Here is a 25,373-nt window from a genome sequence, read left to right as displayed (position 1 = left end):
GCCGGGAAAACCATGACGCCGGTCGAGTGGCCGCCGACGAACCGCGCGCTCGAGGCAAGGCTGCGCCGGGAACATGTCTCCGCGAGCGGTAGATTTGCAATGCACTGTATCTGCGCCGACTGCCGATACAGTGCGATACACCGGCCGCGCGCGGGTTCGCTATAAAGCAGGCATGACCGCTTCGGAGTCGATCATGTCTGCTACCTGGTTCAAAGGGGCCTGCCATCGCGGGGCCGTCGCCGATGGATGCAACCCTCTCGGTCGAGGCGCACGCACCACACGCTGGCTCATGATCCTGCTGTTTGCCGCGGGCGGGCTCGCGACCGAAATCGCGCATCCGGTGCAGTGCACGTTGCTGTCGGTCAGCCGTCAGCAAACGGACAAGCGCCGCAGGCCGGGCTGAGCACACGTCGCACCAGCCGATCGAGACCGATTATCATGCTTCCGATAAGATCGCATGCGATATATAATGCGACTGTCTGCGACCGTTCGCGTCGCTGGAGGAAGTTCATGAAACCGACCGAAACCCCGTCGCCCGCCGCGCCGAAGCTGTCCGAGTTCCTGTGCTTTGCGATCTACTCGGCGAACCTCGCGTTCGGCAAGGCGTACAAGCCGATCCTCGACGAGCTCGGCCTCACGTATACGCAGTACATCACGATCATCGCGCTGTGGGAGCAGGACAACCAGACCGTCGGCCAGCTCGGCGAGAAGCTGTTCCTCGAATCCAATACGCTGACGCCGATCCTGAAGAAGCTCGAGGCAATGGGCTACCTGGAGCGGCACCGCGATCCGTCCGACGAACGCCAGGTGCTCGTCAGCCTGACGAAAAGCGGCCGCCGCGTGCGCGAGAAGGGGCTCGACATGAACCTGGTCGAAGCTACCGGGCTGAAGCCGGACGAGTTCGCGAAGGTGCAGAAGGCGATCGTCACGCTGCGCGGCAACCTGATCCGGTCGACCGAAGCCTGAAAGTACTCAGGCGCGACAAGCGGCCGACGCGTGAATCGCGCCGGCCGCGTCGTCATGCGTGCGCATCGCCCAGCACCAGCAGGTGCATCTCGCGACGGACGGCGAAACCGAGCGCGAGATAGCGCTCGATCGCCACCCGGTTCGTCGTGAGGACGTGCAGGAACGGCGTTTCATCACGTGCATCGATCGTCGCGATCAACGACCGGATCAGCCGCGTCGCCAGCCCTTGCCGCCGAAACGCGGCGTCCACGCAGACGGCGCTGATCTCGGTATATCCGTCCACCTGCATCCGCTGGCCGGCCATCGCGGCCAGCCGGCCTTCAATGCGTACCCCGATGTAGTGGCCGAGCTCGAACGTGCGCGGGCCGAACGGGCCCGGCTGCGCGGCGGCGGTCAGCGCGAGCATGTCCGGCACATCGGCTTCGCCGAGCGCAACATGCTCCGATTCGTCTGCCGGATCGGACGTCCGCTGCCAGGTCATTTGAAGCAACGTCGCGCGCCGGATCACCGACAAGCTTGCCGGCGGCGCGATCTCGTCCGGCGTGACGAGCGCCGCGGGCCCGTGTGCGGCGATCAGTCCGCACAGTGCGTCGAACGACGCCGGGCGCGTGTCGTCGAGCGCGGCAAACGGCGCGATGGCCGTCGGGAACCGCCGTGCGCGACCCGCTTCGAGCGCAAAGCGGCGCTGCCTGCCCGTGAGCGCATTCCAGACGACCCGGTCGAGCACGTGCGCATCGCCTGCGTTTGCAGTCATGGCGTCCGGCATCGGCGTCTCCTCGATGGAAGTTGAGTGCCGTACAGCATAATCCCGGACGGGCAGGGCAGCTAGCGTCGACGATGCCGACCCGAGCCATTCCAATTAAAAAATCGCATACGATTACATCGCATGCGCTTTATATGCCGGACTTCAGCGACCGAATTCGCCGTCCCGTGCTCAATGCCCGAAATAGATCGAGCGCTCGGCGGTGCGCATCGTGTTTCGGCTGCCGGACTGCGTGGCGGCGCTGGCATCGCTGCCGTAACCGGCTGCCTGCGTATCGGCCGCGACGGCACCGTCGTCGCGAATCCTTGTCAGCGCTGCCTGGATATTGTCCGGATAGTGCGGATCGTTCGGACGATTCGGCTGGTAGCCGGCTTGCTGCAACGCGGCCAGTTCCGCACGGACCTGCGCACGCGTGACGGTGCTTTCGCCGGCAAAAGCCGGTGCGGCGACGGCGGCCGACACGGCAACGAGAAGGGCGGCAATCAGTTGGGTCTTCATCATTCACCTCGACAAAATGGAATCAGGAATGGACGGGAAGCAGGGTTCACGTACCGGGCGTGACGCTCAGTGACCGAAGTACACCGAGCGCTCGGCCACGCTTGCGACATACCGGCGGCCGGATTGCGCCGCGGTGTCGCCGTTGCTGCCGTAGCCCGCAGTCGATGCGTTGGCCGCGACGGCGTCGTCGGCGTGGATCTGCGACAGCGCGGCCTGCAGATCGTTCGGGTAGGTGGCGTCGGTCGCACGGTTCAGCGGATAGCCGACGTGTTGAAGCTGCGCGAGTTCGGCGCGTACCTGCGCACGCGTCACGGTGGCTTCATTGGCAAACGCCGGAGCGGCAACGGCAGCCGAAACAGCGACGAACAGCGCAGCGATCAATTGGGTTTTCATGTTTCACCTCGATAGAACAGGAATCGGTAATTGGGGGAGGGCGGCGCTGGCCACCCGGTTCGACGTTCAGACAATCCGGATGTCGACGTCGATGTTGCCGCGCGTCGCCTTCGAATACGGGCAGGTCTGATGAGCGGCGTCGACGATGCGTTGCGCGACGTCGCGCTCGAGCCCCGGCACGCTCACGTTCAACCGGGCTTGCAGGAAGTACGCGTTGTCCGCCGTACCGAGATCCACTTCGGCATCCACCGCGAGGTCGGCCGGCAGCGTCACCTTCGCCGCGCGCGCTGCAAGCTGCATCGCGCCGATAAAGCAGGCCGACCAGCCGGCTGCAAACAGTTGTTCCGGATTGGTGCCGGTGCCGGCGCTGCCCGGCGACGACAACTGAATGTCGAGGCGGCCGTCGGAACTGCGCGCCGTGCCGTCGCGGCCGCCGGAAGTCGTGTGCGTCTTGCCCGTGTACAGCACTTTGTCGATCTTGCTCATCATTTACTCCGTCAGTTGAGGTTTGTTTCAGAGGCGATTCGATCGCATGCGATGCAGTTTCCGCTTGATGGCTTCCCGAGTCAAGCGGATTCGATTAAATCGCATACGATATTTTGTATTTCAATGTATCTGGATCGTGTAACGCCAAGCCGGACAAGGCTTTCGGGCGATCCCGCCCCTGATCGAACGCGCGGCCGCCAGGCGGACGGCGCAGTCCCGCCACTGCGGATTCCGGCTTCGGGTGAATCGGCGCCGTGATCGCCGCGGTGAAGCCGGATACGTCGTTGCGTCTGTTGCCCGGCACATCTGCGCCCGACGTTGCGCCCAACTGCCGTGGCATGCCGCGCGCGAATGTCGGAGCGTGACGCGATCGCACCGAGGGAGCCGATTTTGCGATGGTTCGACGAGCCGAATCTTCTCTCGCAAAACCTGCAGTTGGACAAAAAGGTCCATCTATCCGGATAATCTTTCTTATCACAATAGCGTGATTTCATTTCAAAACTGACCAGTCGGCAAACGCGTCAGTCTCGGTAGCCGAGCATGCCGTGGTCAGCATCGCCCGCCGGATACGAATGGACAGTCTTCGCGAGGCGGCAGGCAGGCGAGCGGGGCACCTGTTCGCAACCGGCGGACAGCGCTCCACGAAAAGCGCCCCAAAAACCGGCTCGCTATCCGGCCTTTGGGGCGCAGTCCATCGAGTCGGGTTTCGATGGTTATCGACTAGCCGGATCGGACCAGCCGGCAATCTCCGCCGGCAGTTCCCTCACGATTGCGGCAGCAGGCAGCTGACACCCGATCCGCCTGCCCGACGCCTCACGACGAATCGCGAGCGGGTTGGCTTCAGGATGTTTGCGCGGTGGACGTCAGGAAGATCTCCCTCATGCAGACGTGCTGCGGTTGCGCATAGGCGAAGCACACCGCGCGTGCGACGTCGTCGGGATGCAGAACCGAAGCCAGCGAACTCATCCACTCGCGAAACATCGTCTTGGCGGACTCCGACGTGGTGGCGTCGAGCAGGGGCGTGTCAACCACGCCCGGCGCGATGGTCGACACGCGGATATTGTGCTGGCCGAGATCGGCGCCCAGCGCGGCCGACATGCCGTGCACCGCGAATTTCGATGCGCAATACGCCGAATGAAATGGAAAGGCTTGGCGGCCGGTGATCGAGCTGACGTTGAAAATGCTGCCTCGCCGCTGCTCGATCATGCCGGGCAGTACGCTCTGAATCGCGTTCATCGTCCCGACGACGTTCACGTCCAGCATGGTCCGCAGTTCGTCGGCCGATTGTTCGAGCGGCTCGCCGAGCAGCATCGTTCCAGCGCTGTTCACGAGGCAGTCGACGCTGCCGAACTGCGCCTGCGCGGCCTGCACCGCGGCCCGCACCGCACGCTCGTCGGTCACGTCCGCCGCGACGCATGCGGCGTTGGGCAAATCGAGCGCCTGCAGCTCGGCCAACCGCCGCGACACCAGCAGCAGCGGATGCCCGAGCGCGGCAAACGCACGCGCGACCGCCGCGCCAATGCCGGAACTCGCGCCCGTCACCATCACCAGCGGCAAAGTCGTCACGACGCGCCTCCCGTGCGGACCCCGCGGTCGCGCTTGCGCTGCGCGCGTTGCTGCACGTCGGCATACATCGCCTTGACCGCATTCGCCGTGAAGAACGCCATGTGCTCGTCAAAACGTCCCGGATGGACGATCGCGAACGGGGCGGGCGGTCGTTTGCCGAGCGTAGCCTCGTAAAGCGGGCCGATCGGATCGTTCATGTGCGAGCTGCGGAAGTTGTGCGCGGTCTGGGCCGCGTTTTCGGCGCCCGAAATCGAGGCCGTCGGCGTGTTGTCTTCAGGACTCACGCCGATCTGCGTCTTGACGAACTGAATGTGCTCGTCGCGCCATGTCCGCACGTACTGGTACACGTAGACCGTCTGACGAATCATCGCGGCGAGCGCCGGTTGCGTGTTCAGGCGCAGCACCTGTTGCGCCTGCTCGAGCACGGCGTCGTCGTCGCGCGCGGCAGTGTCGTTGAATTCCATCAGCCGCAGGCGGAGCGAACGTACCAGCAGCGGGTAGATCGTCAGGAACAGCCCCTTGCGAAGATTGTGCGAGTGAGAACCGCTCGTGATGCCAAGCGCCGGCCGGATCGCGAAGTAAGCCTTCGGACTCAGCGTACGCACGATCGGCTTGATGTTGTCGGTGACGATCTGCAGCAACTTGTTGCACAGCGCCAGCGACGTCGCCTCATGCTCGAACGACTCGTTCGCTTCGTTCACGAGCGCCAGAATCGAATCCGCGATCACGTCGTTGACGAGGCCCACGAGGACTTCGCTGATCTGGTGGTACGCACGGAACTGCATCAGGTACGTCGGATCCTTGAGGTCGACGCAGGTGACCGCATCGCGCACCTCGTCGTTCTGCACGACCCGCTGATAGAACTGCTCGGCGCTCTCGCCCTCGAGGCGAAACACGCCCGGCACGCGAACGTGGCGCAGCACGGCCAGCCAGATCGTTTCGTAATTGGTATTGACGAAGGTGTGAAAGAACGTGAAGCGCTGCGGATCGTCGAGGTCCTTCTCCGATACGTCGCCGACCGCTTCCGGCGCCGATTTCAGCGCTTCGTACATCGCTTCGGTTTTTTTCGCGGCAGCCTGATAGGTGGACGAATCCTCGATCGACAGAAAGTCCCCGCTATTGCGACCGAGATCCGTTTGCACCAGCAACTGCGAAAAGCGGTACAGGGAATCGTTGAAATGATTCATCCACGAAATCTTGACCGACACGTCGCCGAAGCGGGAATGGCCGATGTCGTCGATGATCCGATCGGCGAGGACGGAAATGTTATTCAGGCAGATTTCCGTCCCTCTGAAGATGGCGACAATACATTTCGCATCGATTTGCTGCTTTTCGCAGTTTACGAGTCGATCCAGGTATTTCACGCCATGCAGAAGTTCGTAGTTCGCAAGCACCGCGGTGCTGTCGATCTCCGCATGCGTCGAGAACGCCTCGCGACGGCGCGAGATTTCGTCGAGGTCCAGCGATTTGGCGAGAAGCTTCTCCGTCGCGTGTTCCGCGGTGACGGGGAGATTGCTTTTGCTGCGCAGGAACGACGCGATTTCTTGCCGAATCGACCGGGCCGATTCGCTCTCAGGTGCTTTCACTTCCATTTAAAACCTCTCGATGGTCCGATGTTGATTTAATTGATTTTCAAGACGTATCAGGGTGGAGCGGGGGAGGATTGTATCGACTATTTTCTCGAAATGATCGCTGTCAGAACAGACAGCTTTATTCACGTCGATGACACCTGATGTTTGTGTCAGGGATATCTGTCAGATATTGCAGGTTCACGACAACGGATTTTGATTGTCTAATCACATTCCGCAACAGTGATTTGATATTTAATATATTTTTAGCATGTTCAAAGAAACGTGCGGTTTGCAAATCGGGTAAATACAGAATGATGCGGACGGACGATATCGCCCCGCGCCTGCGGGCCAGCATGGCCCAGGTTCTCGGAGCGCCGCTCCATTACGGTTTTCTCGCGGCGTTGTGCCGCGCCGGGGTGCAGGGCATCGATGGCGGCAACGACGCGACCATCACGATCCGCAGACGCTCGGCCGTCGGCGCTGCGCCCCCGGCGATCACGATCGGATCGCCCGAGATCGCCGGGGCTTTCCGCACGCTGGTCCGACGGGTCGCCGATCGTCTCGACGCGGCGGGGGGCGCGGACGCCGGCGCCGCCATCGATCAATGGGAGCTCGAGGTCCGCGGCGGCGCGCCCGGCCCCATCGTGCTTCGGCCGCACGACCCGACGCATGCGAACGCATGGCAGGTGAGCGTTGCCGGCGCGCCGGCGCTCGCGGCCGCCATCGGCGACAGGTGGCGTCACACCGCATCCGAGCTCGCCGATCAGCTGGCCGTCGATCCGATCGTCGACATCACACGCGTGCTCGCCGGACGCCCGGCGCGCGACGCAACCGATGCCGTGCTGACCCTGATTCACGGCGCCGACGGCAGCGTCGTGCCGTTCGCGCCGCTCGCCGCGCGGCTGCCGTTCGTCGTCAGGGCGTTTCGCGGGGTGCCGGCGCAACTCGCGCAGGCCGCCGACCTGAAGGACCTCGCGCACCGCTATGTCGATGCACTGTGCGAGATCGACGACCGGCCTTTCCACTGGATCGGCGGTCACTCGTTCGGTGCGGTGGTGGCGCGCGAAATGGCCGCCCTGCTGGAGCAGCGCGGCAAGCGCCTCGGCGTCGTGGTCAGTCTCGATCCGTCGCTGGCCCTTGCGGCACGCGAGCGTGTGAGCGACGACCGCACGGAGCGCGTCACGCTGCTCAAGGCAATGTTTCCGCCGGCGGAAGCCGATCGCGTCCTCGCCGAATCGCCCAGCGACAGCGAAATCGACGCCTGCCTGCGTCGGCGCATGCCCCCCGCCCGCCTGCGCGAGGTGCTCGACATGCGCCGCACGTGCCTGGCATTGCTGAAGTCCCACCGCACCGCCGCGGCCACGGCCGCGCGCGTGGCATGCCTGCACGCGCGCGAGCCGCTGCTGCCCGACTGGCATGCGCACGCGCTGCAGCATCGCGTGCAGGGCATCGAAGTACCCGGTAATCACTTTTCAATGCTCTCGGAGCCGCACGTCGCCTGTGTCGCTTCGATCGTTCAATCCCTTCGTCCTGAATCCTGCGATGACTGAACCCATCTATTCACCCCACATCCCGCATCTGGCCTTCGAGCAGCGCGCCGCAGCGGCACCCGATCGAATCGCGGCCATCTCGGATCGCGAAAGCGTGACCTACGGTGAGATGAACGCGCGCGCGAACCGGCTGGCGCGTCTCCTGCGCGATGAAGTCGGCATCCGCGCCGGCGAGGCCGTCGGCGTGTGCACGGATCACGATCCTGTCAGGCTCGTCGCGTTGCTGGCCATCCTGAAGTGCGGGGCCGTCTACGTGCCGGTCGACGCAGCGTGTCCCGAGGACCGGATGCGTCACATGGTCCAGCGCGCGCGCATCGCGTTCGTGCTGACGGCCCTGGAAGGTCGCGCGATGACGCAGCTCGGCGACGTGCCGCAAAGCGACGTCTATGCGGCGTTGAATCGGGCAAGCCAGTTGTCGTCCGACAATCTCGGGCTGGATGCCGAGCTGCACGATCCGCTCTACATCATCTTCACGTCCGGTTCCACCGGGCTGCCGAAGGGCGTTGCCGTCTCGCATGCCGCGGCGTGGAATCACTTCAGCTGGATCATCGACTACCTCGGTTTCCGCGAGGACGATCGCTGGCTGCAAAGCATCAACCCGTGTTTCGACCCATCCATGCACGAGCTGCTCGCGCCGCTGACAATCGGCGCGACGGTGTGCTTTCTCGGCGGCACGCACCGTATCGACAGCGTCGAGATCGTGTCCGCGATCCGGCGGCATGCGGCCACGCACATCACGACCGTGCCGACGATGTTCAACCTCATCACGCAAACGCCGGGCTTCGAACAATGCACGAGCCTGAAGGCGATCTGCGTCGGCGGCGAGGTCTTCCGTCCGTCGCTCGCGGAACGTGCCCGGCGCCTGTTGCCCAACACGGTCGTCCACAACGTGTACGGGCCGACGGAGGCGACGATCATGGCGAGCGCATGGCCGTTTGACGACGCGCCGCGGGATTCGCTGCCGATCGGTGCACCGGTTTCGCACACGCGCTTCTACCTGCGTCGAACCGCGGCGGACGGCGTGACCGACGCGATCGTGCCCACGACGCCGGGGGAGGAGGGCGAGCTCTGCATCAGCGGCGCGGCACTGGCCAACGGCTACGTGAACGACGCCGCGGAAACGGCGCGGCGCTTCATCGCGAATCCGCTGTTCGAGACCGGTGACCTGCCGGTGTACTCGCGCATCTACCTGACGGGCGACATCTGCCGGGTCGATGCAGACGGCCTCGTTCACTGCGTGGGGCGCGTGGACGACCAGGTGAAGATCAACGGCCAGCGCGTCGAACTGGCGGAGATCGAATCCGCGGTGCTGCGCTCGCCGATGGTTCGCGATGCCACCGCGCTCGTCGTCGGCGACCGGCTGACCGCCATTGTGGTTCTGGCCGACGGCCATGACACCGCGTGGATGCGAACGCTGAGCGAAACCGCTGCCCACGCGCTGCCGGCCGCCTGGCTGCCGAAGGATTGGGTCGCGGTCGCGGAGATCCCGCGCCAGGCGACGAGCGGCAAGGCAGACCGGCGCTCGCTCGTCGACCTTTGCCGCCAGGCCAGCGAGCGCACCCGGGCGGATGACGTGCCGGCCAACGACGTCGAGTCCGAAATCGGCCGCGCGCTGGCCCAGTTGATCGGCCTGGGCAGTGATGCGTTGATCGACCGGGACGAACCGTTCGCGGATATCGGGCTCGATTCGCTGGGCGTACAGGCGCTGTCGCTGCGGCTCAGCGCCACCTTCGGGGTGTCCCTCCGTGCCGAAGACATGTTCGAGTACTACACGATCGACCTTCTTTCGCGGGAAATCCACTCGCGGCTTGCAACGGCATGAGAACGACACCGGTCGCCGTGCGCAATGGCGCGCGCGGCACCGGGTCTTCCAGACGGAGAATTCATTTGGATACCGATGTACTGATCGCCGGTGGCGGTCTGGCTGGCCTGTATGCCGCCTATGAACTGAAGAAGCGTCACCCCGGACTGCGGGTTCGCCTGGTCGAGATGCTGTCTCGCATCGGCGGCCGGGTGCAGACCGACGAGATGCTCGCCGGCGCATTCCGTACGGAATACGGCGCCGTGCGAATCGAGCCTGATCTTCAGCCGCTCGTCGACGCATTCGTGCAGGCGCTGGGCGTACCCGTGCAACCCATTTCGTCGCACGAGGCAGGTTCGTCGATCCGTCCGTGTGCGGCGAAGCTGACCGAGGACGAGCGCGCGCTGCTGGCGGATCCGCGCGCGCACGATCCGCCCTGGGCGCTGCTGATGCATGCGGTGCGCGTGATCGTCGCGGACCAGTGGGACCTCGACGGCGACCGCTTCGACCGGCCCGGCCGGGCCGAGGCACTGGCGAGATTCCGGACGGACGCCCGGTTCGGGGGCATGCCGCTTTACCAGCAGGGTATCTGGAACGTGCTGTCGAACGTACTGAGCCATGAAGCGGTCGAGTTCACGCGCGAGAAGGGGGCGTTCTACAACTTCAAGAACGCGAATCCGAATGCCGCGGAATGGATCGCGACGCTGCTCGACCTGCGCCTGCTCGAGCGTCCGTCCTACCTGCCGGTCGGCGGCATGCAGACGCTGATCGACTACGCAGGGCGCGCCGTGCGCGCACTGGGCGTCGACGTGGTCGTGGATCATGCGCTCGTCGACTTGTCGGAGCAGCCCGACGGCGCCATCGCCGCGACGATCGAAGACGTGTCGACCGCGGAGCGGCGCCGCGTCGTCATCCGGTGCGGGCGCGTCGTGCTCGCGCTGCCGCAGCGCCCGCTCCGGGCGCTTGCCCGCTGCCTGCCGCCGGCCGTGACCGCCAGCCTCGACGCCGTCGTCCCGTTCCCGATCACGTGGGCATGCTGCGTGGTCGAGGATCCGTGGTGGAACGCCGACACGCCGCCAGGCAGCGGCGAAGGCGCGACGATCCGGGCCGCTCATTTCGAGGTCCACCCCAGCCAGCCTGAACGGTACGGCATGGCGATGTTCTACAGCGATGAACCGTGGCATCAGTACTGGGCCAACCTGATCGACACGGAAGAAGGGCGCCGCGGCTGGCAGTCGGCCCCGTATCGCAACCGGGGCGAGCGCCTGAAGGCGGCGCTCGTCCGGACGCTGCAGCAGACGTTCTCGCGCGACGACACGCCGCGCATCCTCGAATGGGGCATCCGCGACTGGAGCATGGCGCCGTTCGGCGCCGGCGTGCATTTCTGGCGTCCCGGCTACCGCTCGGCGGACGTGATTCGGCAACTGGCCGCCTTCGGCATCGGCGCCGATCCGGCCAACCGGCGCGTGCATATCTGCGGCGAGGCCTATTCGGACCTGCAGGGCTTTTTCGAAGGCGCCTGTCGTTCGGTGCAATGCATGCTGCAACAGATCGACACGCAGAACGGAACGGAAAAACACAACGCAACGACGGAGTCGAGCAATGAAGCAGCGTGAACGGGTACCGGAGGAAATCTCCATTGTCGGCATGGCGTGCGAGTTGCCCGGAACCGCCCATTCGCTCGACGCTTTCCGTGCCGTGGTGCTGGACGGGCGGGAAGCCACCGGACCGATGCCGGCCGGCCGTTTCGGCGCGGACGGCGCCGCGACGCCGCCGCAAGCGCTGCACGGAGGCTTCCTTGCACGCTCGCCGTGGGCATTCGATCCGGCGGTGTTCTCGATCGCGCCGAAAGAGGCAATCTACATGGATCCGCAGCATCGATTGCTGCTGGAAACGAGCTATCACGCCATCGAGGACGCGGGCATCGACCCGTCGTCGCTGAGGAAGCAGCGCTGGGGCGTGTTCGTCGGTCTGAGCACGCTCGACTATGCACGCCGAATGGCGAGCAGCGACGACTACAACGGCTTCCTGAGCCGCGGCGCGCTCGGCAGCATGGCTGCGGGTCGGATCGCCTATCACCTCGGCCTCGAAGGCCCGGCACTCGTCGTCGATACCGCATGCTCGTCGTCGCTGGTGGCGGTTCACCAGGCGCTCGGCGCGCTGGCCGCGGGCGAATGCGACGCGGCGATCGTGGCCGGCGCGTCGCTCATGCTGACGCACGATTACAGCGTGGATCTGGCGCAGGCCGGCATGCTGGCCGCCGACGGTCGCTGCAAGACCTTCACGCGACACGCCGACGGCTTCGCGCGCGGCGAAGGCATCGGCGCCGTCGTGTTGATGCGCCAATCGGACGCCGTGCGCACCGGCAAGCGGATTTACGCGAACCTGCTCGGCAGCGCCGTGAACAGCGACGGCCGCAGCAACGGAATCACCGCGCCTTCGCAGGCCGCCCAGCGGCGCGTGATCGAAGACGCGCTGTCGAGCGCCGCGCTGACGCCGGCCGACGTCTCCTATGTCGAAACACACGGGACCGGTACCGATCTCGGCGATCGAATCGAGCTGTCGGCGCTCGCCGACGTGTTCGGCAAGCGCATGCATCCGCTGTATCTCGGGGCAGTCAAGGCCAATATCGGCCATTGCGAGGGGAGCGCCGGGATCGCGAGCCTGATCAAGGCGGCTCTGTGCGTGTCCGCGCGGCAACTCGCGCCGCATTGCATGGCGGACGATATCAGCGAGGATCTGCCGCTTGCACGCTTCCAGGGTGTGATCCCTGCGACCGCCACGCGCTGGCAGCCAGGCGATCCGGACGGGCGGCTGATCGCGGGTGTCAGCTCGTTCGGCATGAGCGGCACCAACGCGCACGTCGTGCTGGGCGAGTCGCGCGCCCATCGTGCGGCCACGCCGGCGGCGGAGCGCCGGAGCGGCGCGAGCCTGCTGTTCCTGTCGGCCCGCACGCCGGCCTCGGTTCAGGCGCTGGCTGACGCCTATGCGGACGCGATCGAGGCATCGCCCGATATCGACCTGCATGCACTGTGCGACGCGGCGCTGGCGAACCGCCAGGTGTGGCCGCATGCGTCGATCGCGGTCGCGGCCGGCAGCCCGACCGAACTGGTCGAACGGTTGCGCGAGCGTTGCGCCGCACCGGCCCCGACGACGCGGCTGCAGCGCGTCGCGATGGTCTTCACCGGGCAAGGCAGCCAGTACGCCGGCATGTCTCGAAGCCTGTTCGACGCCAACCGGCGATTCCGCGCGTTACTCACGGAATTCGCGGGTCACGTCGACAGCATCGTCGGCTGGAGCACGCCGTTGCTGCCGCGCATGCTGGCCACCGAGCAGGCTGCGGGCGCGGCGCAGCCGCTCGTGCGCGAACAGCGGACGTCCCAGCTCTCGCTGCTCGTCCTGCAATGCGCACTCGCGCGGTTCTGGCAGGAACTCGGGTGCCGGCCCTACGCCGTGCTCGGGCACAGTGTCGGTGAATATGCGGCGGCGTGGTTCGCCGGCGCATTCGGCTTCGACACGGCGGCCCGCCTGGTGCTGGCGCGCGCCGATGCCATGGAGCGGGCGTGTACGGTCAGCCCCGGAAAGATGCTGTCGATCGCTGCGCCGCGGCAGATCGTCGAGGCGCTGATCGACGAGGTCAATCAGGGCCTGCCGTCGGCCGCGCTGTGGCTGTCGGCGCTGAACGCACCGGAATCGACCGTGGTCGCCGGGTCCGAGGCGGCCGTGCTGGCCGCCGCGGAGCATGCCCGGCGGCAAGGCCTGACGACCCTGCCGCTCGACACGCAGGGCGCATTTCATACGCCGCTGATGCAATCCGCGGCAGACGAATTCGCCGCGCATGCGGCGCGTCTCCTGGCCAGCGACGTCGCGGTGACGCGACCGTCCGTCCGCTTCGTGAGTTCCGTCGAAGGGTGGGTCGGGTCCGTGCAAATGGCAGCGGCGCCGGGTTCGCCGGCCTACTGGGCCGAACAGATCGTGCGGCCCGTCGATTTCGCGGCAGCCGCCGCCGGGCTCGTCGGCGACGACGTCGACGCGGTGCTCGAAATCGGGCCGCGTCCGGTGCTCTGCGGCCTCGTCGCGGCCACCGCGCGGGCGGCACAGCGCGGGTTGGCGTGCCTGCCCAGCATCGACCGGCGCGGAGCCGACGACGAAACGTTCCTGCGTGCTGCAGGACGCCTCGCGGAAGGCGGCGCACTGGACATCCGGAAGGCCATGCAGGCATTCGACGATGCGCGGGCCGCCGAGCCGTTCGTCGACCTGCCGAAATATCGTTTCGACCACACGCTGCTGCAACCGGCTTCGTGGCCGCACACTGTCTCCCGCGCGAGCACCCGCGCCGCGCCGCCACAGCCGCTGCGCGATGCGCCGGTCTGGTCGGGCATCGACTTTCGCGCGACCTTGCAGGTCGACCTCGGCACGCCCGCGCTGGACTGGATCAATCAGCACCGGATTCACGGCCGGGCGATCGTGCCCGGCGCGTTCTACCTGTCGACAGGTGTCGCGCTCGCGATGCAGGCTATCGCGCGAGCGCCCCGCCAAGGTCCTGCCGGCGCGATGATTCAGCTCGACGATCTGACGGTCAGCCGGCCGCTCGCATTCGACGATCCGGCGGCGACGCACGAGGTGGCCTGCCAGGTGACCGGTCCCGCGCACGATGGCCGCTACACGATCGTCTATCGACTGCCGGACGATGGCGACGCCGAACTGGCGCGCGTGCACGTCGTATCGGATCACGCGCCGCTGCCGCCGTCGAGCGGCCGGTTCGACGAGCAGCCAGGCGAATGGGCGCGCCCGGACGCGTTCTTTGACGAATATGCGCGTCGGGGCGTCCAGTACGGCCCGCTGTTCCAGCGGATCGCCGCCTACCAGCGCGTCAGCGACACCGAGGTACGCTGCCGCATCGCACCGCCGGACGCGCAGCCGACCCTGCCGCTCAGTCACAGTGCGTTCATCGACACGTGCTTCCAGTCGCTCGGTGTATGCCGAGGCCGTCCGGAGAGCGCCTATGCCCCCGTCGCGCTCGAGTCGATCCGGATCGATCCGGACGCGCGCTGGTCGTCGGCGCTGACTTGCCGGGCCGTGCTTCGGGAGTCGAGCGACACGATGCTGGTCGGCGACGTGCTCGTCCAGGACGAATCCGGCCGGGACGTTGCAACACTGCATGGCGTGACCTGCGTGAGCCTGTCGGCAAGCGCCGCCGAGCGCCATGACGTGCACTTCCGGGTCGAATGGGTGCGCGACGGTGCCCCGGCACTGTCGGCCGGCGCATCGCTGGCCGGCGAAACGTGGCTGTTGCTCGCACCGGCGGACGCACCGGCGCCCGATCGCTGGCACGAGGGCCTTGCCGCGCGCGGCGCGGCAAGTCGCTTGCTCGCGTTGCCGGGAGAGTCGCATCGCGACGGCAAGCTGATCGACGCACCGCAGGCGGACGGCGCGCGAGTACGCACGATCGTCGTCTGGGCGCCTCACGCGTGGCTGTCCGGTGCAGCGTCCTACGGCGCGGTCGCCGCTTTCGTTCGAGACGTGCGGCGCAGCATCGAGACGGTGTCGGACCGGCAGCCGGGACAGCCGCTACAGGTCTGCCTCGTGACGGAGACGGGTCATGCCTCGCCGGACGTTCTGGGCGCGGCGACGATGCAGGCGCTCGCGGTTCACTTGCAGGCCGAACTGCCCGCGCTGGACGCGGCACAGCTCGAGGTCGCCGTCGCGGGCGATCGCGTCGTCGACGCGATCCTGGCGGTACGGGACGTCAAGCCGGGCATCACGTCGCGGCGCATCGCGACACCGCTATGGCGTATCGACGACGCTGGGCTGGCGCGCCGCGAAACCGTGGCCGGCCTGCCGGAAGTCGACGGCGACAACGCGCTGCAGCCGCGCAGCGACGGTCGCTACCTCGTGACCGGCGCGTTCGGCGGGGCGGGCAAACATCTCGTCGAACATCTTGTCGACGATTGCGGATGCCGGAACCTCGTCCTGATGCGCCGACGCGCGTTGACGCCGGACGACGAGGATCACCGATGGGTTGCGGGCCTGCGCGAGCGGTCCGGCGCGACGATTCAACTGCTCGTCGCGGATCTCTCCGCCGCCGATGTCGACGGTGCGTGGCTGACTGCCCATGCGGGCGCGCTGGACGGCATTTTTCACCTGGCCGGCGCGACCGCCGACCGGAACATCCTGGACACCGACGCGGCGCAGCTCGACACCGTTCTCGGCGCCAAGTTGCACGGGGCGTCGGTGCTCCACGACTACGCGTGCGGGCAGCCTTCGATCGGGTTCATCGTGTATTTCTCGTCGCTGGCGTCGTTGGTCGAGTCGCCGGGCCAGATTTCATATGCGATCGCGAACGCGGGGCTGCAACGGCTGGCCGCGCACGGTGCTTCGCTCGGCCTGCCGGCCATCGTGGTCGACTGGGGGCCGTGGGCGGACACCGGCATGTTGAAGCGGGTGGGGGCGCGCGCACCGTCGCGCTCGCTGCGACGGCTGCAACCGCTCGCCCCGCAAGCCGCCTGCGCGGCATTGACCGCCGCGATGGCGCGCATCGGGCGCGGCGCGCATCTGGCGATTTATCGCGTCGTCCCGGAAGCGCCCGCACGAGCGGGCGACACGGTCGCGACACGCGACGCAGCCGCGGCCGCGATCGGGCCGGCGTCGGCCACGACGACAGCCGACGGCGCGTTCGCGCTGCTGACCGGGCTGATCGCCGCGGAAACGGGCCATGCGTCGCACCAGATTGCCAGGACGTCGACGCTGGACGAACTCGGGCTCGATTCGGTCGGCACGATCCGGATTCGCAGCGAACTGCAGGGGCGACTCGGGCTGAGCCTGCCCGCGAGCCTGTTCTTCGACAGCGCGACTGTCGCGGATATCCATGACCGGCTGGTGGAGTCGATGAGCCAGGCCACGGCGACGGCTCACGCCGAGGCCGCGCCCGTGAAGGAGGGCGGTGCACCGGCCCGCGTACCGCTCTCGTACAATCAGTTTGCGATCTGGTACGAGCAGATCCGCCACCGCGACAGCCGCGCCTACAACTGCGCAGTCGGCTGGCGCGTGGCCGGCGAGGGGCTCGACCTGGATCGGCTGGCGGCGCGATGGCGCGAGCTGCTTGGCGAACACGAATTGCTGCGCGCGACGTTCGACGAAGTCGAGCGCGAGCCGGGATACGTCATTCATTCGCTTGACGAAACGCTCTCGCGTTGTGCGATCGCGACCGAGGACGCCGCATCGGGTGTCGACGTCGACGCCCGGATCCAGGCGTTGCTGGCCGCGTCGCCCGACCTCGCGACCGACTTCGCGACGCGCGTGAACGTGCTGCGCGTGTCGCCGCGCGAATGGTATCTGGTCGTGACGTCGAATCACCTCGTGATGGATGCCGCGACCATTTTCATCGTGGGCGTCCAGCTTCTTCAGGCGATGTGCGGCACCACGGCACCGCTGGTCGACTCCGATGCACCCTATCGCGACTTCGTGGCCACGCAACGGGCACTCGATGCGACGACCCTGACGGCCGCACGCGCATTCTTCGTCGAGCGGATCATCGACGGCGACGGCGTACCCGTCAGCGTCGACCTGCCGGTGGATCGGGTGCGCACGGAGCAGGGCGTGAAGACCGGCGGCACGGTGCGCGTACCGGTGTCGCGGCGCCTGGCCGATCAGCTCAACGCGATGCCGGGCGGACGGCGCGCGGCCGTGCACCTTGCCACATGGCTGTTGCTGCTCGCGCGATACTCGAACCAGAATCGCGTGATCACGGGCGTCGCGTTCAACGGTCGTTCGGCACAACGCTGGCGCAACACGGTTGGCCATTTCGTCAACGTGCTGCCGCTCGTCAGCGAAGTCGACGAAAACCAGACCGTCACGGCGGCGGTCGACCGGGTCCGGCGTGCACTATTCGAGTTGGTCGATTACCAGGACGTCCCGCTCGCGCTGTTGATGCGCGACGAACGCCTGCGTTCCGCCAGCCGTTCGGCCGGGCTGTTCCAGACGTATTTCAACTACTTCGATGCCTCCGAGATGGTGGTTGACGTCGGTGCCCAGTGCGACGCGACACCGCTCGACATCACGCAGCAGGAAGCGCAATTCGACCTGAGTGCGTGGGTGACGCAACGTCAGCACGATTGGGCGATCGACCTCAAGTACGCCGATGCCGTGTTCGACCACGCGACGGTCGAACAGATTGCGGAGCATTACGCGACGCTGCTGGTTGCGTTGTCCGACCCCGGTCATGCCGAACGCGAAGTGGGCTCGATCACGATGCTGCCGGCCGACCAACTGCAGTTGCTGGCATCCGGGCGCGGCCCGGTTCCGCGCGACATGCGGGATGTCGATCCGGGCGACACGGCATGCGTGCACGAGCAGTTCGCACGGCGCGCGCAAGAGACGCCGGACGCGGTCGCCATCGAATGGGGCGAACGACGGCTGACCTATCGTGAATTGAACGCGCTGGCCGATACGGTGGCCGATACGCTGCACCGCCAGGGCGTCGGCAGCGAGACGACCGTCGGCATCCTGATGCCGCGTTTCGGGTGCCCGGAATCCATCATCGCGATCCTCGCGATCTGGAAATGCGCTGCCGCGTACGTCGCACTCGACCTGAAGCATCCGGCGGCGCGCACGGGCTACATGATCGACACGGCCCGCTGCGCAATGGTGTTGACGCAACGGCACCGGCTGTCCGACGACGTGCGGCAGGCGCTCGCCGAGCGCGACGCGCTGGGGCTGTGCGACGTCGTGCTTCGCGCGGACCACACCGCGATCGACTGCGACGTCGTGCAAGCCGGCCGCGTGCAGCATCACGCTCGACTGGAACCGAACGGCGACTACGCCGATCGCGGCGGCAAGCTCGCTTACGTGCTGTTCACTTCCGGCAGCACCGGCAATCCGAAGGGCGTGCTGGTCGAGCATCTGGGCCTGACCCAGCGCCTGCGCTGGATGGAGCGCCATTTCGGCTTCTCGGCGAGCGACCGGTTCCTGCAAGGGACGGTTCTGACGTTCGATATCTCGGTGCCCGAATTCTGCCTGCCGCTGATGACGGGCGGGGTCGTCGTGCTGATGGACGAAACGGACGGGCCGGCCGGCCACGCCGCCGTGTGCGTACGCCACGACGTGACCATGATGAGCACCGTGCCGTCGCTGCTGAACCTGCTGCTCGAGCCGCTCACCCGATGCCCGGCGCTGCGCCACGTGATTTCGGTCGGAGAGGCCTTGATGCAGCCCGTGGTGCGCGCGTGGCTCGAATCGGGCACGACCACGACGCTCAACAACCTGTACGGGCCGACGGAAGTGACGATCTATGCGACGCATCATGCATGCACCCGGGTACCCGACGGGCCGGGCGCATCGATCGGCCTCGCATGCGACGGCGTGCACTGCTGGGTGCTGGACGCACGCGGCCGCCCGGTGCCGCCTGGCGTGCCCGGCGAGTTGTACCTCGGCGGCAGCGGCGTGGCGCGCGGCTACATCGGCACGCTCAAGGCGCCCGACGCGTTCTCCGCCAATCCGTATCAGGACGATGCGACGCGCATGTACCGCACCGGCGACATCGTCAAATGGCGGCGCGACGGCGAACTCGACTACATCGGTCGCAACGATTTCCGCGTGAAGCTGCGCGGGCTGCTGATCGAGCTGGGCGAGATCGAACACGTGCTGATGTCGCACCCGGGCGTCCGTCACGCGAGCGCACTCGTGGTCGATGTCGGCGCCGCCTCGTCAGTCGGACGGCAGATCGTCGGCTGCGTCATTGCGGACGGGTTCGACGAGCCTGCCGTGTTGGCCGGTGCGAAAGCGCGGTTGCCGGATTACATGGTGCCGTGGCGCCTGATGCAGTTCGACGCATTTCCGTCGAACAGCAGCGGCAAGGTCGACCGGAAGGCGCTCACGGAGCGCGTACTGGCCCGGATCGAGCAGGACGCCGATGCACGGCGTCCCGCCGACGCGGCGGAGGCGTTGTCGCCGGAACAGGCGGCCTTGTGCACGCTATGGAAGACGCAGCTCGACCTGGCCTCGATCGGGACCCGCGAGAACTTCTTCCAGCTCGGCGGCGATTCGCTGTCGTTGACGCGCATGGTCCTCGCCGCCGAACGCGAGCTCGCGCTGAAGGTCGACTTCAGCCGCTTCCTGACCAACCCGACGATCGACGGTTTCCTTGCCGCATGTGCGCACCGGCCCGACGGGGCGACGACGACGAACGACGCCGTCAACCGGCAGGAGGATGCGCCGTATGCGTCGGATCTGGCGGCCGCCGCGACGCTGCCGGCATTCACGGGGACGGCGGCGAAGGCGACGGACGCCTATCTGCTGACCGGCGCGACCGGGCACCTCGGCGCCTGGCTCCTGCGGATGCTGCTCGAGGAAACGCACGCGGACGTCTACGTGCTGGTGCGCGGCAACGACGACGCCGACGCGCGCGCGCGTCTCGACGCCCGCTACCGTGCCATGTTCGGCGGCGCGCTGCCCGTCGCGCGTGTCCGGATCTGCCGCGGCGACGCAACCTTGCCGCGGTTCGGCATGGACGACGACAGCCATGCGCAGTTGCTGACCCATGTCACGCAGGTCATGCATTGCGCGGCGCACGTCAATCACGCGGCCGACTACGCATTCATGCGCGAGGGCAACGTCGGCGCGAGCCGGCACGTCCTGGCGTTTGCGTCGGCCGCGAAAGTCGCCCACGTGCACTACATTTCGACGCAGTACACGGAGCTGGGATCGCTGCCGGAACAATGGCTCGACCACGCGGCGATCCGCGCGTTGTCGTCGGGTTACGAACGCTCGAAGTTCGTGGCGGAAGCCTGCTTCGCGCAATCGGTACTGCACGGCTATCCCACGTCGATCTATCGGCTGCCGTTGCTGATCGACGACCGCGATCCGAACCTGAAACGGCAGAACCATTTCGTCGCGTTCAGCAATAAGTGCGTGGCGATGGGCGCTTACCCGGATCTTCCCGTTGCGGTGCCGGTCATGCCGACGGAACACGTGGCGCGCTACATCGTCCGTCGCAGCAAGGTCACCATGATGTCGGCCGTGCGCAATGTCCATATCGACGATCTGGATTTTCGCGCGATCGTGGCGCGGCTGCGCAACGGGTCGACGCTGCGCGGGATACCGGCCGCCGAATGGGTGGCCCGCGCCCGCGACGAAACGCCCGAATCCGATCCGTTCTTCAGGATGTTGCCGCTGTACAGCGCGCTCGGCGACGGCGTGGGTAGCGGGCGACCCGTCGAACATGCCGCGTATCTCGACGAACTCGGCCGGCTGGAAATGCCGGCCGCCGACGACTCGGGCAACTGGCTGCTCGCCACGACCGCAGCTTGCCTGGACCGGCTCGCGGCGCTTTGATCCCTTTCCCTGAACCCGGACGGACGGTTGCCCGTCCGTCCGCACGCTGACCATGAAGACATCCAAACTTGCCATTGCCTCGCTGTTCCTGACCATCTTTGTCGATGCCGCCGGCATCGGCATCGTGTTTCCCGCGCTGACGCCGATGCTGCTCAACAACGAAACCGGCCTGTTTGCAGCGTCGGTGAGCGAGGCTACGCGCTATCAGATCTACGGCATCGTGCTGGCGCTCTATCCGCTGGCCATGTTCGCCGCGTCGCCGCTGCTCGGCGACATGTCCGATCGGTACGGCCGCAAACGGGTGTTGCTGCTGTGCCTGGGCGGCAACGCGCTCGGCATGCTCGGCACCGCTGCCGGCGTGTACGCCGGCAGTCTGTGGGGGGTGCTCGTCGGCCGCGCGATCTGCGGCCTGACCGCCGCGAGCCTGCCGGTTGCGCAGGCGGCCGTCATCGACATCAGCACGCCCGACACGAAAGCCGGCAACCTCAGCATGATCACTGCGGCGAACGGCGTGGGATTCGCGATCGGGCCGGTCATCGGTGGGGTGTTTTCCGGCACGGGCGGCGGTGCGTTCGGCGTCGCGCTGCCGTTCGTCATCGGTGCTGCCCTGGCGGCGCTCACGCTTGCGTTCGTGATCGCGTTCTTCTCCGATCGTCGCGCACACGACGGCACCACGCCTGCGCGACGCACCGGCGCATGGCGGCGCATCGTCGCGAATGCGGCCTCGCCGGTACTCCGTACGCCGCTCATCATCCTCGCGGTGTTCCTGACCGGCTACTACATCTTCTTCAACTACATGTCGGCCTTTTCCCTGTTGCGGTATGGATTCGACGCGTTCTGGGAAGCGATGTTGCTGTCGTTTTACTCGGCCTGCTTCGCCGTGTCGCTGCTGTTCATCATTCCCGCACTGGCGAAGGCGTTTTCACCGCGACAGAACCTCATGGGCAGCCTGATCGCGCAACCGGTCCTGATCGCACTGGTGATGATGGTCGACGCCCCCGTCAGCCTCTGGGCGGCCGTGCCGCTGCTCGCGCTCGCCGTATCCAACTGCTATGTCACGCTGCTCAGCATCGCGTCGAACCGCGCGACTGCCGACGACCAGGGGCAGGTGCTGGGCGTCGTATCGTCGATCAATGCGCTTGCCTGGGGCGTGGCCCCGATCGTGACCTCGTTGTTGCAGCCGCACTCGATCGTCCTCCCGGTCGCAACGTCCGCGCTGGTGCTCGTGTCGGCGTGTGTGCTGGGCGGTCGCTTCTGCAACCAGGCGGTCGAACTTGAGGTTAGCCGATGAGCCCGCGCCAAGGTTATTCACCGCGAACCAACTGGAGAATTCAATGAATGCCATCACTCCCCAACTGCCTCATCCGCTGGGATTGCGGCGCGTCGTCGTGACGGGGCTCGGCCTCGTGACTCCGCTCGGCGTCGGTGTCGAACACTCGTGGCGGAACCTGCTCGCCGGTCGAAGCGGCATCACGACCATCGATCGCTTCGACACGTCGAATCTGCCTTGCAAGATCGCCGGGCTGATTCCCGCCGGCAATGCGCGCGACGGCGGCTTCGATGCGACCGAATGGGTCGAGGCGAAGGAAGGCAAGAAAATGGATCCGTTCATCGTCTATGCGATCGCGGCCGCCACGGAAGCGCTCGACGACGCACAATGGCATCCGGACGACCGGGCGCTGCAGAATCGCACCGGTGTCATGGTCGGTGCCGGTATCGGCGGCCTGCCGGGCATCGAGGCTGGATCGCGACAAATCGAGCGCGCGCCCGGCAAGCGGCTGTCGCCGTTCTTCATTCCGTCGAACCTGATCAACCTGGCCGCCGGCCAGATTTCGATCAAGTACGGCTTTCGCGGCCCGACGCACGCAACGGTCACGGCATGCGCATCCGGTGCCCATGCGATCGGCGATGCGGCGCGCCTGATCGCGCTCGACGACGCGGACGTGATGATCGCGGGGGGCGCGGAGGCCGCCGTGTGCGAGGTCGGGATCGCCGGTTTTGCCGCTGCGAAAGCGCTGTCCACGGGCTTCAACGACACGCCGGAGCGTGCGTCGCGGCCGTGGGATACCGACCGCGACGGCTTCGTGATGGGTGAGGGCAGCGGCATGGTCGTCCTCGAGGAATACGGGCATGCGCTGGCGCGCGGCGCCCGGATCTACGCGGAAGTGATCGGTTACGGCATGTCGGGCGACGCTTATCACATCGTCGCTCCGCCGGACGATGGCGACGGCGCGGCCCGCGCGATGCTTGCCGCCCTCAAGCGTGCGCGCATCGAGCCGGACGCCATCGACTACATCAATGCGCATTCGACGTCGACGCCCGCCGGCGATCTGGCCGAGATCGCCGCGCTGAAACGCGTGTTTGGCGAGCATCTGTTCGGTGGTGCGTCGGTGTCCGCCACGAAGGCGTCGACCGGGCACCTGCTCGGCGCCGCCGGCAGCGTCGAAGCGGTGTTCGCGCTGCTGGCGCTCCGCGACCAGGTCGCACCGCCGACGATCAACCTCGATCGCCCGGCCCCCGAATGCGACGGCCTCGATCTGGTGCCGAACCGCAGCAAGTCGCGGCCGGTGCGTTACACGCTGTCGAATTCCTTCGGCTTCGGCGGAACGAACGCCGCGCTGATATTCGGCCCTCCGCCGGCAGACGCCTGATCCAAGGGCGTGCCGGACACGCCCGTCCGGCATGCCCTTGACGCCACAGGGCATCCGTCCAGATAGTTACTTGCATATTAGAAGTAACGATGTTAGCCTTCACGCCATGAGAACGACCAGCTTTAAATCGATGGAGTGCCCGACCGCGCGCGCACTCGACTGCATCGGCGAATCGTGGACGCTCCTGATCCTGCGGGATGCGTTGCAGGGGTGCACACGCTTCGACGAATTCCAGCGCAGTGTCGGGATTGCAACCAATACGCTGACGCGCAGATTGAAACGCCTGGTCGATCAGGGCCTGCTGGAACGCCGGCGCTACATGACGCGGCCCGCGCGTTACGAGTACGTGCTGACGCAGATGGGCATCGACCTGTTCCCGCTGCTGGTCGTGCTGTTCGATTGGGGGAGCAAGTACCTCGTCAACGACGGTGTCGCGGTTCAGCAGATCGATCGGGAGAGCGGTCGGGTGTTGGAGTCCGTGGTCGTCGACAGGAATGACCTGCAGCCGATTACCGTGGATCGCGTCTTGCTCAAGGCAGGGCCGGTCGCGTCGGCCGCCGTGCATGAACGTGTCGAGCAGGTGCGCGAGCTGCGCGAAAGTGCGTCGGGCAGCTAACCGCTCCCGTACCGTCGGAACCAGCCGGACTCGCCCCGAGTACCGGCCGTGAAATACCGGATCGACCCGCGCGGGCGCCGCTTGTCGGCGGGCGAGTGCGGCGTTTCCGATGGTGTTGATGCGTGCTTACGTTCGAGATCAGTGAAGAGTCAATACGGAGTTTGAATTGGTAGACGAATTCATGCCTATCCTTCAATCGCAGACGATGGAGGAGCTCGGGGCCCACGTGGGAAGTTTCTGCCGCGAGGCCGGATACCAAACTTATATGTATTCGGTTGTCTCGTCCGGGTCCGCCGGCGAGACGGCCTTCAGTCACATCATCTCGAACTGCCCGGCCTGGCAGGATGTCTACGCCGAGCGCCGCTACGCGAACATCGACCCGATACTCGCCCACGCACGCACGTCCTCGCTGCCGCTGCGATGGGAGCGCGCGATGTACAGCTCCGGCGAGCAGCGGTGCCTCGAAGCGGATGCGCGTCGCTTCGGTCTCGTTCACGGCCTGAGCTTGCCGGTGCGCGGCCATCGCGGCGACATCGGCGTGCTGAGCGTTGCCTCCGACGGCTCTGAAGGCATCCCGGCGCACGACCTCGGCCAGACCGCGAAACTCAGTCTGCTTTGCGCGTACATCGAGGAAAAGGTCACCATGATCGCGCGGGAAACCAAAGGGCAGGGCACCACGCGGATGTCGGGCATGAGTTCGCGCGAACGGCAATGCCTGCAATGGTGTTCCGCCGGCAAGACGAGCTGGGAGATCGGCGAGATTCTCGGCATCACCGAGCGAACCGTGAATTTTCATATCGGCAATGTCGTTCGGAAGCTCAATGCCAAGGGCCGTCGTCATGCGGTGACGAAGGCCATCTCCCTCGGGCTGCTGTGCGTCTGACAAGCAGGCTCAAGGCACGATGTGCCAAATCCTTGGGCAGTTGATGGTTGCTCGCCTGGCCACGACGCTGCGAAACCAGCCCGGCCGGGCCAGCAGCCCGATACCGGGCGGCCAGCCGTTCAATCTGCCGTCGACTGATCCCGAGCCGCTCCGCGGCTCGCCAAGGCATCAGACGCTGCTCGATCACGGCTTCCACGACCTTCAGACGATCCAGCTCCCGCATGCTCACGGTGATCAGTCCAGGTTGGCCCACGATGCGCTCCGGTAGTTCGAACCGTCGCCAGCATGCGCCGAAACC

The 25,373-nt window shown here is 66.4% G+C and carries 17 protein-coding genes and 1 pseudogene; 11 read left to right on the top strand and 7 right to left on the bottom strand.

Going from position 1 to position 25,373, the window contains the following annotated elements; genetic code table 11:
• Window positions 1-193 precede the first annotated feature (193 nt).
• Together HWX62_RS14305 and HWX62_RS14300 are read left to right on the top strand one after the other, a co-directional pair.
• A complete protein-coding gene (locus HWX62_RS14305; RefSeq protein ID WP_175928773.1) occupies window positions 194-403 on the top strand; it encodes a hypothetical protein in 210 nt (69 codons plus the stop codon).
• 107 nt (window positions 404-510) lie between these two features.
• Window positions 511-966 (top strand): MarR family transcriptional regulator, encoded by a 456-nt coding sequence (locus HWX62_RS14300; RefSeq protein WP_006482257.1) that lies wholly within the window; start codon window positions 511-513, stop codon window positions 964-966.
• A 52-nt stretch (window positions 967-1,018) separates the two neighbouring features.
• On the opposite strand, the gene HWX62_RS14295 is transcribed toward HWX62_RS14300, so the two are convergent.
• The 6 genes from HWX62_RS14295 to HWX62_RS14270 form a co-directional block, all read right to left on the bottom strand.
• Entirely contained in the window at window positions 1,019-1,732 is a 714-nt protein-coding gene (locus HWX62_RS14295; RefSeq protein WP_175929289.1) for a GNAT family N-acetyltransferase, read from the bottom strand.
• A 168-nt stretch (window positions 1,733-1,900) separates the two neighbouring features.
• Window positions 1,901-2,230 (bottom strand): DUF4148 domain-containing protein, encoded by a 330-nt coding sequence (locus HWX62_RS14290; protein WP_175929164.1) that lies wholly within the window; start codon window positions 2,228-2,230, stop codon window positions 1,901-1,903.
• A 63-nt stretch (window positions 2,231-2,293) separates the two neighbouring features.
• Window positions 2,294-2,620: a DUF4148 domain-containing protein gene (locus HWX62_RS14285; protein ID WP_175929163.1), complete on the bottom strand. Its 327-nt coding sequence runs from the start codon at window positions 2,618-2,620 to the stop codon at window positions 2,294-2,296.
• Window positions 2,621-2,686: 66 nt separating this feature from the next.
• Entirely contained in the window at window positions 2,687-3,106 is a 420-nt protein-coding gene (locus tag HWX62_RS14280) for an organic hydroperoxide resistance protein (RefSeq protein ID WP_175929162.1), read from the bottom strand.
• A gap of 840 nt (window positions 3,107-3,946) precedes the next feature.
• Window positions 3,947-4,651 carry an SDR family oxidoreductase gene (locus tag HWX62_RS14275; protein ID WP_175929288.1) on the bottom strand — a complete coding sequence of 235 codons (705 nt, stop codon included), beginning with the start codon at window positions 4,649-4,651 and terminating at the stop codon, window positions 3,947-3,949.
• A gap of 17 nt (window positions 4,652-4,668) precedes the next feature.
• Window positions 4,669-5,859, bottom strand: a complete 1,191-nt coding sequence (locus tag HWX62_RS14270) for a hypothetical protein (RefSeq protein ID WP_175929161.1) — start codon at window positions 5,857-5,859, stop codon at window positions 4,669-4,671.
• Between the two features lie 36 nt (window positions 5,860-5,895).
• On the opposite strand from HWX62_RS14270, the gene HWX62_RS14265 reads away from it, so the two are divergent.
• The 9 genes from HWX62_RS14265 to HWX62_RS14225 all read left to right on the top strand — a co-directional run bounded on the left by HWX62_RS14265 (window position 5,896) and on the right by HWX62_RS14225 (window position 25,075).
• The gene (locus tag HWX62_RS14265; protein ID WP_175929160.1) at window positions 5,896-6,297 is read left to right on the top strand and encodes a hypothetical protein; all 402 of its coding nucleotides are present in this window, start codon (window positions 5,896-5,898) and stop codon (window positions 6,295-6,297) included.
• 299 nt (window positions 6,298-6,596) lie between these two features.
• Window positions 6,597-7,793, top strand: coding sequence for a thioesterase domain-containing protein (locus HWX62_RS14260; protein WP_208458648.1), 1,197 nt, complete (start codon window positions 6,597-6,599; stop codon window positions 7,791-7,793).
• Window positions 7,744-9,615 carry an amino acid adenylation domain-containing protein gene (locus HWX62_RS14255; RefSeq protein WP_175929158.1) on the top strand — a complete coding sequence of 624 codons (1,872 nt, stop codon included), beginning with the start codon at window positions 7,744-7,746 and terminating at the stop codon, window positions 9,613-9,615. The genes HWX62_RS14260 and HWX62_RS14255 overlap by 50 nt, the downstream gene beginning before the upstream one ends.
• Window positions 9,616-9,680: 65 nt before the next feature.
• Complete coding sequence (locus HWX62_RS14250) at window positions 9,681-11,210, top strand: FAD-dependent oxidoreductase (RefSeq protein ID WP_244136039.1); 1,530 nt, start codon at window positions 9,681-9,683, stop codon at window positions 11,208-11,210.
• Window positions 11,197-20,925, top strand: coding sequence for a non-ribosomal peptide synthetase/type I polyketide synthase (locus HWX62_RS14245; protein ID WP_175985157.1), 9,729 nt, complete (start codon window positions 11,197-11,199; stop codon window positions 20,923-20,925). The genes HWX62_RS14250 and HWX62_RS14245 overlap by 14 nt, the downstream gene beginning before the upstream one ends.
• Before the next feature lie 52 nt (window positions 20,926-20,977).
• Entirely contained in the window at window positions 20,978-22,216 is a 1,239-nt protein-coding gene (locus HWX62_RS14240; RefSeq protein ID WP_175929155.1) for an MFS transporter, read from the top strand.
• Between the two features lie 76 nt (window positions 22,217-22,292).
• Complete coding sequence (fabF, locus tag HWX62_RS14235) at window positions 22,293-23,576, top strand: beta-ketoacyl-ACP synthase II (protein WP_208456121.1); 1,284 nt, start codon at window positions 22,293-22,295, stop codon at window positions 23,574-23,576.
• A 106-nt stretch (window positions 23,577-23,682) separates the two neighbouring features.
• The gene (locus tag HWX62_RS14230) at window positions 23,683-24,192 is read left to right on the top strand and encodes a helix-turn-helix domain-containing protein (protein ID WP_175929154.1); all 510 of its coding nucleotides are present in this window, start codon (window positions 23,683-23,685) and stop codon (window positions 24,190-24,192) included.
• Window positions 24,193-24,358: 166 nt separating this feature from the next.
• Window positions 24,359-25,075: a LuxR family transcriptional regulator gene (locus HWX62_RS14225; RefSeq protein ID WP_089431111.1), complete on the top strand. Its 717-nt coding sequence runs from the start codon at window positions 24,359-24,361 to the stop codon at window positions 25,073-25,075.
• 1 nt (window position 25,076) lies between these two features.
• Here the strand turns inward: HWX62_RS14225 and HWX62_RS14220 are convergent.
• Window positions 25,077-25,328 (bottom strand): annotated as a pseudogene (locus HWX62_RS14220) (helix-turn-helix domain-containing protein); the annotation flags it as partial.
• Between the last annotated feature and the right edge of the window lie 45 nt (window positions 25,329-25,373).

The organism is Burkholderia sp. BCC0506 (assembly GCF_902833145.1).
Taxonomy (GTDB): Bacteria; Pseudomonadota; Gammaproteobacteria; order Burkholderiales; family Burkholderiaceae; genus Burkholderia.
Note: the sequence above shows the minus strand (reverse complement) of the source record. Positions and strands in the feature narration are given on the sequence as shown.